The organism is Neoaquamicrobium sediminum (assembly GCF_013240295.1).
GTDB classification, from domain to species: domain Bacteria; phylum Pseudomonadota; class Alphaproteobacteria; order Rhizobiales; family Rhizobiaceae; genus Aerobium; species Aerobium sediminum.
The window spans coordinates 281,322-293,799 of sequence record NZ_JABETK010000003.1 but is presented as its reverse complement, the minus strand read 5'-3'; the positions used below and the strand labels follow the sequence as shown (position 1 = coordinate 293,799).

The 12,478-nt window shown below is 62.8% G+C and carries 15 protein-coding genes; 4 read left to right on the top strand and 11 right to left on the bottom strand.

Annotated elements, in window-relative coordinates; genetic code table 11:
• Positions 1-353: 353 nt before the first annotated feature.
• The gene (locus HK436_RS24070; protein ID WP_173194142.1) at positions 354-1,592 is read right to left on the bottom strand and encodes a hypothetical protein; all 1,239 of its coding nucleotides are present in this window, start codon (positions 1,590-1,592) and stop codon (positions 354-356) included.
• Between the two features lie 354 nt (positions 1,593-1,946).
• On the opposite strand from HK436_RS24070, the gene HK436_RS24065 reads away from it, so the two are divergent.
• From HK436_RS24065 to HK436_RS24055, 3 genes are read left to right on the top strand one after another with little or no spacing between them, the layout of a single operon-like run.
• Positions 1,947-3,560, top strand: coding sequence for a TnsB C-terminal domain-containing protein (locus HK436_RS24065; protein ID WP_173194140.1), 1,614 nt, complete (start codon positions 1,947-1,949; stop codon positions 3,558-3,560).
• Positions 3,561-3,573: 13 nt separating this feature from the next.
• The gene (locus HK436_RS24060; protein ID WP_080919224.1) at positions 3,574-4,455 is read left to right on the top strand and encodes a TniB family NTP-binding protein; all 882 of its coding nucleotides are present in this window, start codon (positions 3,574-3,576) and stop codon (positions 4,453-4,455) included.
• Positions 4,452-5,318 (top strand): TniQ family protein, encoded by an 867-nt coding sequence (locus tag HK436_RS24055; protein WP_080919223.1) that lies wholly within the window; start codon positions 4,452-4,454, stop codon positions 5,316-5,318. The genes HK436_RS24060 and HK436_RS24055 overlap by 4 nt, the downstream gene beginning before the upstream one ends.
• A gap of 225 nt (positions 5,319-5,543) precedes the next feature.
• On the opposite strand, the gene HK436_RS24050 is transcribed toward HK436_RS24055, so the two are convergent.
• From HK436_RS24050 to HK436_RS24020, 8 genes are all read right to left on the bottom strand, one after another.
• Entirely contained in the window at positions 5,544-6,101 is a 558-nt protein-coding gene (locus HK436_RS24050; RefSeq protein ID WP_312860718.1) for a cytochrome c, read from the bottom strand.
• Positions 6,098-6,496, bottom strand: a complete 399-nt coding sequence (gene cueR, locus HK436_RS24045; RefSeq protein ID WP_173194138.1) for a Cu(I)-responsive transcriptional regulator — start codon at positions 6,494-6,496, stop codon at positions 6,098-6,100. The genes HK436_RS24050 and cueR overlap by 4 nt, the downstream gene beginning before the upstream one ends.
• A gap of 141 nt (positions 6,497-6,637) precedes the next feature.
• Positions 6,638-7,126, bottom strand: a complete 489-nt coding sequence (locus HK436_RS24040; protein WP_173194136.1) for a cytochrome b — start codon at positions 7,124-7,126, stop codon at positions 6,638-6,640.
• Between the two features lie 159 nt (positions 7,127-7,285).
• Positions 7,286-7,897: a L,D-transpeptidase gene (locus HK436_RS24035; RefSeq protein ID WP_173194134.1), complete on the bottom strand. Its 612-nt coding sequence runs from the start codon at positions 7,895-7,897 to the stop codon at positions 7,286-7,288.
• Between the two features lie 201 nt (positions 7,898-8,098).
• Positions 8,099-8,302, bottom strand: a complete 204-nt coding sequence (locus HK436_RS31750) for a DUF6692 family protein (protein WP_244649377.1) — start codon at positions 8,300-8,302, stop codon at positions 8,099-8,101.
• Entirely contained in the window at positions 8,299-8,958 is a 660-nt protein-coding gene (locus tag HK436_RS24030) for a DUF305 domain-containing protein (protein ID WP_244649376.1), read from the bottom strand. Before HK436_RS24030 ends, HK436_RS31750 begins: the two co-directional genes overlap by 4 nt.
• 23 nt (positions 8,959-8,981) lie before the next feature.
• Entirely contained in the window at positions 8,982-9,281 is a 300-nt protein-coding gene (locus tag HK436_RS24025) for a c-type cytochrome (RefSeq protein WP_173194132.1), read from the bottom strand.
• Positions 9,278-9,592: a c-type cytochrome gene (locus HK436_RS24020; protein ID WP_173194130.1), complete on the bottom strand. Its 315-nt coding sequence runs from the start codon at positions 9,590-9,592 to the stop codon at positions 9,278-9,280. The genes HK436_RS24025 and HK436_RS24020 overlap by 4 nt, the downstream gene beginning before the upstream one ends.
• Positions 9,593-9,633: 41 nt before the next feature.
• Between HK436_RS24020 and HK436_RS24015 the strand changes: the two genes are divergently transcribed.
• Positions 9,634-10,029, top strand: coding sequence for a metal-sensitive transcriptional regulator (locus HK436_RS24015; protein WP_312860717.1), 396 nt, complete (start codon positions 9,634-9,636; stop codon positions 10,027-10,029).
• 577 nt (positions 10,030-10,606) lie between these two features.
• On the opposite strand, the gene HK436_RS24010 is transcribed toward HK436_RS24015, so the two are convergent.
• Both HK436_RS24010 and HK436_RS24005 read right to left on the bottom strand, forming a co-directional pair.
• Entirely contained in the window at positions 10,607-11,920 is a 1,314-nt protein-coding gene (locus HK436_RS24010) for an APC family permease (RefSeq protein ID WP_173194125.1), read from the bottom strand.
• A gap of 52 nt (positions 11,921-11,972) precedes the next feature.
• Positions 11,973-12,338, bottom strand: coding sequence for a potassium channel family protein (locus HK436_RS24005; protein WP_173194123.1), 366 nt, complete (start codon positions 12,336-12,338; stop codon positions 11,973-11,975).
• Between the last annotated feature and the right edge of the window lie 140 nt (positions 12,339-12,478).

Here is a 12,478-nt window from a genome sequence, read left to right as displayed (position 1 = left end):
ATTGGGAAATGTTTTACGAGCGACGCCTTTGGGGCCGAAAGCGGACTGGCAGCTTTGGAGAAGGCCGGTGCAAGAAGCGGACACGCCGCCGCTACCATGGGCGGGCGCGAACTCAATCGTGACGCTGCCGGGCGTGCACAAAGTCAGGCGCCCGTCCGCGACCTGGCTCGGCGTCCGCACACACCGCGCCACAATTCCGGACTGCTCAGAGACGCCCATGGCCGAAGACGGCCTGTTGTTGGATGAGGCCGCGCCCCTCGATGCTCTGATGGCTCGCCGCTCTGAGATCGCAAGGGACGTGAACGCGGCAGCGAGATGAGATTGTCGTCGTCGTGAAGGCGACCTGAACTTAGCTAAGGATCGATCCAGCCGTCGAGCGGCAGGTCTGGCTGGTTCATCGCTTGTTCGATAGCCTCTCGCTCGGCAAAGATCGCTTCGCGCCGCTCGCGCAGCAGGGTGACGAGCTCGGCCGTATCGACCGTCGCGCGCTCGAGCCACCTAAGCAGGCGATCGCAGGTGCCGAACAGCACCGGTGGGCGCTCACGGACCAAGAATGCCAGCACCTTGACGGCGTTGTCCTGCATCTCGCGGGCGTCAACATCGTCGGGCGGATCGAAGGCGATCTTTGCCATCTCCAAGGGTAAGAAGTCGTTCTGCAGCCGGTCGAGCATGCCGCGGAGATCGCCATCGTCGCTCAGCCAATTTCTCAGGTCGGAGATGTCGTCGAGGATCGCGGGCGACGCCTCGACCATCCGGTCGAGCCACTGGCCATGTTCATCCGAGTCGGCGGCCAGGCGGAGCAGCGTCGCCCAGGCCTCCGGCATGAAATTGCCGGTGCACCCGACCTTAATCCTCAGCAGAATGCTCAGTGCGCGTTCGGCGTTCTTGGCGCCCAGGTCGGCGACGATGCGCGCCACACGCTTGCCGTCGCCGTTGAAAGCAATGTGTTCCCACGCCAGCTCGAACAGCGGGTGGTCCGGCCGACGCGCGATGATCTCCATAACCGGTTCCCAGACGGCCTCGCCGCTGTGATGCGTGCCGAGCCACCACAAGGGCTGAGGCTGGCCGCTATAGACATGGATCGCAGCCTCAATCAGCGAGGGCGGCGCCATATCGATCAATCGCGTGGGCGGCTGTGAAAGGTCGATGCCTTCCGGGAGCAGCGTCACGACGACCGCGTCGGGAACCTCTGAGCGCGTCAGGGTAACAGCCTGGAGCCAGCGATCATCCGAGCGACCGCATTTCAGACGCTCAAAGACCGCGGCGCGTTCGTCGTCACGCAGCAGCGACCAGTGGTCTATGAGGTCGGCTATGAAGGTGATCTTCGCGCCGGTTCCCGTGAAGTCGAGCAAGCGCGTGACCCGGGATTCACGGCGTTCCGGCTCCGCCGCGGTCGCCTGCAGCAGGATCTCGGTGACACCGAGCGAGAACTCGCTCGGCAAGCGCCCGGCACGTTCGTTGCGCTCCAGCCAGTCGATCCAACCGTCGCAGAGAGCGACGAGCGATGACGGCGAGAGCGCGCCGAGTGCGTTGCGTGCGACGGCAAACAGTCTTGCTTCGATGAACGCGGCGTTGTGCGGCAGGGCCGCCATTACGACCGGCATGAGCCGCTCGAATATCGTCCAGGGCGGGTGCTCGCCCGTATGTTCTTCGCGATCGAAGACGACGAGAAAGTCGAGCATCGCGGCTGCGGCTGCGACGTTGTACGCGAGAGCCGCGAGACCGTCGAGGTGCCGCGCCCGCCGATCGGCTGAGCTGGCCTCCCAGCCCCGTACAGCGCCCTTAAGCTGTCGCTCGGCACTTAATGATGAGAATCATGCTTCAATGATTTCAGATGCTTACGCCAGCACTTAATTTGCGAATGGGCAGTTAATTCGATAATGCGCATTGGCTTTTGTCACTTAATGTGAGAATGAGACTCGTGATGTTTTCCTCGCGAGCCTGCCATGAGAGATCGGATCCCTGATGAGATCGACGAAGCGCTTTGGCATGAAGCTTGCCGAAGGGCAGATGCGCTCCGTGAATTCCTGAGGCGCAATCCTGACGGTGCGACCGCGGCAAACGTTTCGGGGCTCGCTGCCGGGATGAATGTGAGTCAGGCGACGGCCTACCGGCTGATCAAGCTGTTCCGCGTCGGCGGGACCGTTCTGTCTCTTGTCGATCGCAAGCGTGGACGGCCTGTGGGTCATCGTACGCTGGACGAGAAACGGGAGGAGATCGTTAGCAAGACTATCAAAAAGTTCTACTTGAAGCGGACCCGACCGACGATCTCGCAGTTGGTGCGGGACGTGCAGACGAACTGCATTTCGGTCGGGCTGAAGCCGCCACATCGCCGAACGATCGTCGCCCGCGTGAAGGACATCGACCTGCAGAAGCGCGCAAATCGGCGTGGCGAACAGAAAATCGTCAAGGCGACAACGGCCGTCCCCGGATCATTCGAAGTCTCCCGTCCCCTGGCAGTGGTCCAGATCGACCATACCAAGGCAGACATCTTTGTCGTTGACGAGGAGACGCGGCAGCCGATCGGACGGCCATGGCTGACGCTGGCGATGGATGTCTGCAGCCGGATGGTGACCGGCTTTTATCTCACGATGGAGGCGCCGTCCCGCCTGTCCACCAGCATGTGCCTGCTACACTCCGTCTTCGACAAATCGGCATGGCTGCGGGAGCGCGAGATAACGGAGTCCTGGCCCGTCGCCGGTCTGCCGGACATGGTGCATGTTGACAATGGTGCCGACTTCCGAAGCCGGGCCTTCAAGCGAGGGTGCCAGGACGCGGGCATCGCGATCGAGTGGCGGCCACCCGGTGAGCCGCGTTTCGGCGGTCATATCGAGCGCCTGATCGGCACTCAGATGGGCAGGCTGCATCTCCTGCCCGGAACAACGTTCAGCAACGAACAGGAGTTGGGCGCCTATGACTCGAAGCGACATGCGGCACTGACTCTGAGGGAGCTCGAGCGCTACATCGCTCTCGACATTGTCGGCGCTTATCATCAATCGATCCACAGCAGTCTGGGTCGACCGCCGATCGCGGTGTGGCGGGAGCACGAGGGCGAAATCCCGCTTCGGTTGCCGCAAGATCGAATGCGCTTCTGGCTGACGTTCCTGCCGGAGCAGGAGCGGACGTTGATGCCTGACGGGATTCATCTGTTCAAACTGCGCTACTGGTCGCCGGCATTGAGCGCCGACGTCGGACGTTCTGACCGGCGCCTACTCGTAAAATATGATCCGCGCGACATGGCGCGCATCTTCGTCCGGCGGCCATCGGGAAACTTCGTTGAGGCCCGTTATGCCGACGTGACCCTGCCCTCGATAACGCTACACGAGGCACTAACCGCCCGGCGTACCTTACGTGCGAAGGGCCGTCGCGAAGTCGACACCCGCGCCATCGTCCGCACCGCCGTCGCGCAGCGGGAATTGGTCGAGGCGGCAACCGATAAGACGGCGGCTGCGCGACGCGGGAAGGCTTCTTCGAAATCGAAGATGGATGATCGGGGATTGGGCTCGCTCCGCGGCGTCGACTCCAGCAAACCTGTACCCTTTGTTGAGGATACAGATTGAGCTGGAGTGAAACATGAGCGATCAAATCTCCCACCTGACCGCCGGCGCCGGCGCACTGCTTGCCGAAACGGACGAGCGGCGCATTCGCGCGATACGATCGCGCCGATGGGTGCTCTACCCACGCGCCAAGCAGGCGCTCGATCGGCTGAGCCGGCTTCTCGACCATCCACGCGGCACACGCATGCCTTCTGTCGCGATCTATGGCGACAGTGGCATGGGCAAGACCATGATCATGAAGCGGTTCCGGGACGAACACCCGCCGTGCTTCAACCCGGTGACGGGTACGCTGAAGACGCCCGTTCTGGCCATGGAGATGACGAGCCGGCCCGGCGAGCGGCGGTTCTACGCCGAACTGCTCACCCTTCTCGGCGCACCACAGAGGCCACGCGCCGATATCGCCCAGATGGAGCAAGCGGCGCTACGCATCATGGAGGCCATCGGTGTGCAGGTGCTGGTGATCGACGAGGTGCACAACATTCTCGCCGGATCTTATCGCGAGCAGCGCATTGTCCTGAACACGCTGCGTTTCCTCAGCAATCGTCTGCAGATCTCCCTGGTCTGCTTCGGCGTTAACGAGGCGCGCGAGGCGATCGGTGGCGACGTCCAGCTTGCACGCCGGTTTGAGCAGTTCACCTTGAGCAGGTGGGCGGCGAACGAGCAGTTCGAGACGCTGGTGGCATCGATCCTGCGCAATACGCCGCTGCGTCGACCCTCGGTGCTCACGCCGAAATCACTGCGACGGATTCTGCAGATAACCGAGGGCATCACCGCCAGCATCTTCCACATGATCAACGACCTCGCGGTTGACGCCATCGAACGCGGCCAAGAGCATATTGCAGACGAATCTGTCGAAAACTGGGAGCCGGAGTTCGAGGCCGAGGCGGCGTTCGCATGACGGAGACCGCGCCGCCACGGCAGTTGCCAGTGAGATTGCCGCCCTACCCTGACGAGCTTCTGTCGTCTTGGATCAGTCGCCATGCCGCCTTCTACGCGGTTCCGCCGCTCGTCATGCTCCAGCATTGCCTGCCGGAGGCCTCCTCATTGCGAGCAGTCGATCTCCATCTGAGCGGCGATCAGGAAGTCCGCCTCGCCAGTATTTTCGCCGCCAAACCGGCTGTTTTACGTCGAATGACCTTCATCAATGTGCCGAAGTCGTCGCATCGACTAATCGCCGCGAGGCCGGCACAGACCTGTGCACGTTGCAGCCCCGGTAGCGCGGAACCAGCGCCAATCCTGCGAAACCAGCTGCTGGGGTGGCGGATTACCTGCGTACATTGCGGAACACTACTACGAGGGTTCGGAAAAGGTGAACTTCGCTCCCCTTTCCGGCAAAATCACCGTGCGGCTCTGCGGGGTGAAAAGCTGCTCGACGACGAAGCCGAACGCGGCATTCGAACCTGGACATCGGCGACCGAAATCGCCCGGCTTCTGTTGATGCGGCGAGTGATCTGGCCCCTACCGCGCGAGCACGAGCTTTGGCGCTACCGGGTGCTCGGCGCCATCATTCCCGATCTCGACCATGTCGTTGCCGAGCAATTGCAGAATCTGCCCACACCTGCAAAGCCGATCCTGCCGCTCGATATGCGGCCGGCTCTGCTGGCCGGCGTTGCCATCGTCGAGCGCGCCGGCCCGGAAATGCTCCGGATGCTGCGTGGGCACATGATGGGCGACAACCGGGCCCGATTCTCTGACGCCGCAGAGAACATGATAGCTCAAGCCGGCACGCTGCGAGCTTCTAGGCAAATGCAGTTAATTTGAGAATCTGGCTGCAGGAATTCTCACGATTAAGTGCCTAACCCGGGCAAAACCACCGCATTCTTGCATTTAAATGCCAAGCGACAGCGATCACGAGAACCGCGATCACGAGCAACAGGAGTCCTGCCACGCCCATGCCACCATCATCCCGCCCGACATCATCTGGTCCATCATTGCAGGTCTTTCGTCCAGTGCACGGCGAACGTCATCGACGGGCGGCGCGCGATCTCATTCCGCCTTTTCCCTGAATTTCGCATGGCAGCTCGCGCAATCCTCGAGCATGAGGTGGAAAACGTGCTCTGCCGGCATTGTTGACGGATCTGCGTCGGCGTCCCTGCCCGGCCTGCGCCCGAGCAGGCTCCCGCCCAGTGGCACGTGGTCGCCCATCTTCATGTCGTCGGTCAGCCGATCCGGCGCCTCGTCCGCCGCCCGTGACAGCTCCGCGGCGAACGTTTCCAGATGGTTCGACAGCGCAACAAATTCTTCGCGGGACCTGTCGATTTCAGCGGTTGCGCCCGAGTGACCTCCGAAAGACCCGAGGGGAAACTGCGACACCAGGGCTTCGCCCGAATGCTGCCGGATCGTTTCCGCCGCACCCTTGAACGCGCGCGAGTCGTAATCGCGTCTGCGTGAGAACATCCAGTCGATCGTCCTCGCCGCCTCGGCAATGGCCTTCATCGACGCCTGTCGCTCGGCCACTAGCGGATCGTCCACCCCATGCGCCGCGATCGCCGCCGAGGATCCCGCCAGGAGCAGCCCTGCGGCCAGAGCAGCTCGCCATATCACTGGACCCTGGCCTCTCCGGCAAGACCCTCGATGATCGGGCAGTCCGGACGGCTGTCGCCGTGGCAGTTCTTGACGAGATGGCGAAGCATGTCCCTGAGGCCGATCAGCTCGGCGATCTTCCGGTCGATATCGGATAGCTTGGCGTTGGCGATCGCCTTCACGTCCGCGCTCTCGCGGTCGCTGTCGCCATACAGAGAGAGAAGCTGTCTGCACTCCTCGACCGAGAAGCCGAGGCTGCGCGAGCGCTGCAGGAACCGCAGGCGGTGTACGTCGACCATCGAATAGTCGCGGTAGCCGTTGCCCGCGCGGTCGGGTTTAAGAAGGCCGATGTCCTCATAGTGGCGGATGGTCTTGGCCGGGAGGCCTGATTTTTCCGAGACGGCGCCGATGTTCATTTCTGCCTCCGATGCAAAAGGTCGAGCCAACATAAACCTTCCAGTAAGGGGAATCTCAAGAGCTTATTTCTTCATGATGGCGAATGATGGCCGCGGTCGAAGGCACCTGACGGAAAGCGCACTGTGCGGCTTAGTGCTCTGCTAACTCTGGCTTGTCGCCAAGGGCGACTGTTGTGGCAGCATCGCCTGAACCACCCGGTCCTTGCGGTAGAGCAGGTGCCAGAAGGCGGCACCCACATGGGCGACCATGAGCGCGAGGAGCAGCCTCGTCAGCAGTTGGTGGACCGGCGCGAACCAGCCGCTGACATACATCGCCAGCGTGCCCGTGAGCGGAAGGGCGAGCAGCACGGCGTACAGCGCCGAATGACTGATCCCGCTGGCGATCACGCTCCAGCGCGGCAGACCGGATGGCAACGGTGGCGCCCCCTTGTAGAACCGGAGGAGCATGCGTCCGGCTACCAGCCCAAAGATCGTCCACCCGGTCCAGGCATGCACCTGATGCAGCAGCATGTCGATCGGATCAGGATGACCGCCCGCCGCATGAGCGACGTGAGTCCTGACGATGGCCCAGGAGGTCGAGACCTGTGCCGCACACAGGATCACCACGAGCCAATGGAGGGCCTTTTGCATCGGAGCGTATGCCCGCGCGTCCCTCGCCAGCCATCGGCGCGCGAGGAACCCGACCGACACTTGTCCTTGCCGAAGCATCGCAGGAGGATGCCAGCGGGGCGTTAACGTCCGGTTCACGCCCCGCTGGCAGATGACCGCCTGGCTGCGCTGCGGGCGAGCCTAGTTGCTTCCGGCGCCGCCGCTTCCGGACAGCAGTTCCTTGCCGTGCAGGACGATGACCGTGGCGCCGACCGTCACGCGCTCGTAGAGATCCTCCACGTGCTCGTTGATCAGCCGGATGCAACCGTTGGAAACCGCCTTGCCGATGGTCCAAGGCTCCGTGGTCCCGTGGATTCGGTAATAGGTGTCGCGCCCGTTGCGATAAAGGTAAAGGGCACGCGAGCCGAGCGGGTTTGAAGGTCCGCCCGGGACGCCATCGGCGTATTTCGCGTATTTCCCGGGTTCGCGGCGGATCATGTTCGGCGTCGGGGTCCAGCTCGGCCACCTGGCTTTCCGGCCGACCTCGGCAGTGCCGCTCCAGGCCAGCCCCGCACGGCCGACCCCTATCCCGTAGCGCCGTGCCCGGCCCTCCTCCTCGACGAAGTAGAGAAACCGCTCCGCGGTGTCGATTACGATCGTCCCGGCGGCATAGCCGGACGGGAACGCGACCTCTTGCGGCACGTATTCAGGATCAACCTCGAACGGCTCCGACGGGATGTGAGCGGCGGCCGGGCGTGGCACGACGGGAATTGCTGCTGCCATGCATGCCATGAACGAACGTCGGTTGATCATGCTTCCCCTTTCGTGACCTAGCCGGGCGGCGGGAGGCAAGCCTGCCGACGATTGCGCTTACCGCCAAGCTTGAGGCCGAAAGGTAATTAGAAGGTTAGCCGCGGCAGCGCCGTTGCATCGGTGATGGCTGCACTTCCAAGATAGCGCCTGGAGCGGTGTTTCCGTGCCGGCCTGTCGTGCGCTTTCGCTCCTTTCCCTCTGTCAGTTCCCGCAGGCGTAGAAGCCGCGATACCCAACCGTCAGACCCTGATCGAGTTCGAACACGAGCTCAGCATTCTGTCGCCAGTCGGCCTCGTCGCCGAGCATTCGCACTGCGATCGTGGTGCCGGGCGCAGAAAACTCCGCAATGCCACTCTGCGGATCGCCAGCTGTATCGAGAGTGATGAGGACCCCATTAAGCTTCAATGCCGCCCCGCCGCCCCCTGGGCGGACCAGAGGATCGGATCTGCCTCAGGACTGCGGTTGAACCTGCAGCGGGCGCCGGGTCCAAGTACACGATCGGCTTCGGCCTCATGCATCGGCGCAAGGTCGAGCTGGCTGATGAGAGTGTTCGAGAGAGCGTCCTCCACGGTTCCCAGCGCGACGGGCGGGTCCTTGTAGATGCTTTCCACCACGTTCCCGGACGAGACGTCGGCGATGAGATAGCGCATCTCGGCGATCTCGCGCCGTTGGGCCTCGATGATATCGTCGGCGAGCTTGCGCACACGAGGATCTCGGATCTGCGCGCGCTCGGAGGTCATGATCGCGATTGAGTAGTGCGGGATCATCGCGCGCATGTAACTCGGACCGGAGACCGTGACCTGGCTGCGGACCAGCCAGAGGGACAGCGCAAACAGGATGACCGATCCGATGAAGATGGCGATGTTGAGAGGCATGCTCTTGTACATGCCCATCATGTAGGCAAGCATGACGACCGCCATCGTCGCGCCCATCATGACCGCCATGTAGGTGCGCGTCTCCGAGAAGAAGACGTGCTCCCAGGCATAGGTGTTCAGGTACATCAGGATGAACATTACCACCGTGGAGGTGAGGATCATCAGGCCGAAGCGGATATAGGACATGCTTGTCACCCTGCTCGTGCGCGCTATTCGCTTTGGGACTCGGCAGCTCCGGGAGGCGGCCCGCCGGGCACGTCTCCTGCAGCGGGTGCTGGCGTCTCTTCCGCCTGCCCTTGAGCGGAACCAGTCAACCTCGAGTAATCGTCGGCCGATAGCCCCGGCAGGGCACTGATGAAGACGGCGATCGCAGTGATCTCCTCGGGTGAGTGGTGCTCGCCAAAGGCCGGCATGCCCGTCATCTTGATGCCGTTGGCCGCGATCCAGTAGATTTCCTCGCCCGTCCATTCGGTGGCGGCTTCCGTCAGGTGCGGCGGCTCTGGCCTCATCCCCGGGACCATCCTGCGGGCTCCTGCCCAGGGCCGCCGTGGCAATGGGCGCAGCTCTCTGCGTAATGCCCGGCTCCCTCGGCAAGTAGGTCTTCGGAGACGTTCTCTGGCAGGTCGACGCCGCCGGCCCGGTTCGCCACGGAACGGTGCATGGTGGTGTCGAGCGTCCACCGCACCGCATCGAAGTGCTGGTCCGAGGCAGCGACGTTGTAAACTCCTGTGTAGGCGATGGTCAGCCAGACGACGATGCCAAGCAGGATCGTGCCGACAACCCCGCCGACAACGCCAACAATGGTAGGATGCTTCTCCATGTCTGCTCTCCCGTTCGTCGACAGATCTTGCCTGGATTACGATGAGGCCTCGCCCATACCCTATGGGGGTACCTCTCCCTCTCAACCGAAAGCCGCCCCTGAAGTTCCTCGAAACCTTCGGGCCGCAAACTGGTTCATCCAGTGCAACGCGAGGTCCGCAACCGATGAGAGATCGAAAGCAAGCAGCTCTTCAGCGCCTCGCGCGCGTCGAGGGCCAGGTGCGCGGGATCGGAAGGATGATCGAGGAGGACCGCTACTGCATCGATATTATCAACCAGGTGATGGCGATCCGATCGGCCCTCTCGCAAGTGGAAATCCTCATCCTGCAGGACCACGCGGACAACTGCGTCGAAGACGCGATTTCATCGAGCGACCCCGAGGAGCAGCGGCGCAAGTTTCAGGAGCTCATCGAAGTGTTCGAGAAAATCTGCAGATAGCCGGCGCCAGGCATGCCGCGGCCGGGCAGCCAGTCTGGAAAAGGCCGAGCACGTCGCCGAGACCTGTGAGCTCGCCTGATCAAGGGAGGACGTGCACAGCCAGCCGACGCGGTTCGCACGTGATTTCCTCGTACGAGGCACTCGTTCTCAGACCTTTCGAGCATCAAACTGCGATCTGTCGCAAGAACTGCTGGGCGCGAGCAGATCTCGGGTTACCAAAGAAGGTTGTCGGTTCGTCCTCTTCGACGATGCTGCCGCGGTCCATAAAGACGTTGCGATCCGCCACCGGCAGGAGCGATCTCGCCCTCTAGTTCGGGATCGCGTCCAGATGTTGCGATTCGAATAGCGCAGGATCGCCGTCGCGGTTCCTGCCCCTTCACTACGGTGGGAGGGACCGCCCTTCTCGGCCGTCCCGGTCGCGCGGCGAGTTCCTTACGCTGAACGGCTGCAGTCTGCAAAAGGACGTCCGCCGTCGGCTAAGCTCCCTTGCCGTCGAGGCGGCGGCGAATCTGATCGATGCCGGTCCGGTCCGGGATTCCCACGCCGCAAATCAGCCGAACGTGCGGAGTTCCACGCTTCAGTGATCGGCGTGCCGCTTCCCAGCAGTCGAGCGTGATAGGAAGACTCGCTCATACGCGAAGACCGCGGTGATGGCCACGACAGCGGTGACCACGATGAGCGGGTCGGATTGCAGCTTCATGGCGCCGAAGACGCCGAGCACCAGCGTGTCGAGGGCGATGGCCGTGACCAGCACCCAGCCGCTCGCTCCGATCTCCTGGCGCAGCCGGCGGAACACGCCCCAGTGGATCAGGATGTCCATCACCAGATAGAAGAAAGCGCCGAGCGAGGCGATGCGGCTGAGGTCGAAGAACACAGTCAGCAGCCCCGCGATCACCACCGTGTAGACCAGCGTGTGCTCGCGGATCGGACCGGACATGCCGAAATGGCTGTGCGGGATCATCTCCATTTCGGTCAGCATCGCCAGCATGCGCGAGACGGCGAAGACGCTCGCGAGCAGGCCCGAGGCGGTGGCGACGACCGCGAGCGCGATCGTGAAGTAGAAGCCATAAGCGCCGAGCGCCGGCTCCGCCGCCTCTGCCAGCGAATAGTCCTTGGCGGCGACGATCTCGTCCAGAGAGAGACTGGAGCCGACCGCGAACGCGACGAGCAGGTAGACGACCACGCAGATCGCGATGGAGAAGACGATCGTGCGGCCGACATTGCGGTGCGGATCGACGATCTCGGCGCCGCTGTTGGTGATCGTGGTGAACCCTTTGAACGCGAGGATCGACAACGCGATCGACGCCGTAAAGCCGGCGATCGGGATGGCTTCTGGCGAACCGGATGCCGGCGCGAACGCAAACCCGCTGGCCGCGAGCGCCGCGATGCCGAAGACCGCGATGCCGCCGATCTTCAGGAACGCCATGACCACGGAGAACAGACCGACGGAGCGGTTGCCCGATATGTTGACCAGGTAGGCGAAGACGATCAGCCCGACGCCGAGCACTGGCACAAGGGTACTACCGGCATCCAGATTGAATGGCCGGAGGACATAGGTGCCGAAGGTGCGGGCGACGAGGCTCTCGTTGATCACCATGGAGAGCGCCATCAGCAGCGATGCCGCCGCCGCGATCGCGCCGGGTCCATAAGCCTTCTGCAGGATCATCGCGATCCCGCCGGCGGACGGGAAAGCGTTCGACATCTTGACATAGGTATAGGCGCTGAAGCCGGTCACGATCCCGCCCGCAACGAAGGAGAGCGGGAACCAGGGTCCCGCCAGTTCCGCGATCTGCCCGGTGAGCGCGAAGATGCCCGCGCCGATCATGACGCCGGTTCCCATCGAGACGGCGCTGGTGAGGCTGATGCTGTTCGCCTGGTAATCGGATTTCATCGTGTGCCCGTCTGTCTCGGTTCCAGTGTGGCCCGGAAAGGTGCCATGGACGTCATAGCCGCATTTCCGCCGGGCTTCCTATCCGCCGCGAGGCCGCCCGGCTCGGTGCAAGGCTGCCAGGGCCAGAGATGCCCATGACGATATAGATGAAAGAGCCCGACCAAGCGATCAATAGGAGACCGTTCAAGGCCTCGACACCGGTGATGAATCGAAGGTGGCCGCTGGGAAAGACGTCGCCGTGTCCCAGCGAGGTATAGCTCACGATCGAAAAATAGAAATAGTCGAGCGGATCGGCGATGGTCCGACCGAAGCGCCGTGGCCTCACCCGGATGAAGGAGATGTGGGAGAGCGGCATCAACGTCTGCTTCGGCCAGGATTCGATCAATGATCCGTGGTATCCGGTCGGCAATGGCAACATGATGAATATCCTCGATAATGGCAGGAGAAAAGAGCCGCCCCGACCAGGACGTGCGTCTGAGTGTACATTAGATACCCCTGCCCTGGTCACTGGCCCATTCGGACATCTGCCCCGGCCCGCCGAATACTGTCATTTGGTTG

Bases quoted from the DNA above. Each gene is read 5' to 3' on its own strand.
- HK436_RS24070 (WP_173194142.1), bottom strand. From the start codon at position 1,592: ATGGCGGCCCTGCCGCACAACGCCGCGTTCATCGAAGCAAGACTGTTT.
- HK436_RS24065 (WP_173194140.1), top strand. From the start codon at position 1,947: ATGAGAGATCGGATCCCTGATGAGATCGACGAAGCGCTTTGGCATGAA.
- HK436_RS24060 (WP_080919224.1), top strand. From the start codon at position 3,574: ATGAGCGATCAAATCTCCCACCTGACCGCCGGCGCCGGCGCACTGCTT.
- HK436_RS24055 (WP_080919223.1), top strand. From the start codon at position 4,452: ATGACGGAGACCGCGCCGCCACGGCAGTTGCCAGTGAGATTGCCGCCC.
- cueR (WP_173194138.1), bottom strand. From the start codon at position 6,496: ATGAACATCGGCGCCGTCTCGGAAAAATCAGGCCTCCCGGCCAAGACC.
- HK436_RS24040 (WP_173194136.1), bottom strand. From the start codon at position 7,126: ATGCAAAAGGCCCTCCATTGGCTCGTGGTGATCCTGTGTGCGGCACAG.
- HK436_RS24035 (WP_173194134.1), bottom strand. From the start codon at position 7,897: ATGATCAACCGACGTTCGTTCATGGCATGCATGGCAGCAGCAATTCCC.
- HK436_RS24030 (WP_244649376.1), bottom strand. From the start codon at position 8,958: ATGTCCTATATCCGCTTCGGCCTGATGATCCTCACCTCCACGGTGGTA.
- HK436_RS24025 (WP_173194132.1), bottom strand. From the start codon at position 9,281: ATGAGGCCAGAGCCGCCGCACCTGACGGAAGCCGCCACCGAATGGACG.
- HK436_RS24020 (WP_173194130.1), bottom strand. From the start codon at position 9,592: ATGGAGAAGCATCCTACCATTGTTGGCGTTGTCGGCGGGGTTGTCGGC.
- HK436_RS24015 (WP_312860717.1), top strand. From the start codon at position 9,634: ATGAGGCCTCGCCCATACCCTATGGGGGTACCTCTCCCTCTCAACCGA.
- HK436_RS24010 (WP_173194125.1), bottom strand. From the start codon at position 11,920: ATGAAATCCGATTACCAGGCGAACAGCATCAGCCTCACCAGCGCCGTC.
- HK436_RS24005 (WP_173194123.1), bottom strand. From the start codon at position 12,338: ATGTTGCCATTGCCGACCGGATACCACGGATCATTGATCGAATCCTGG.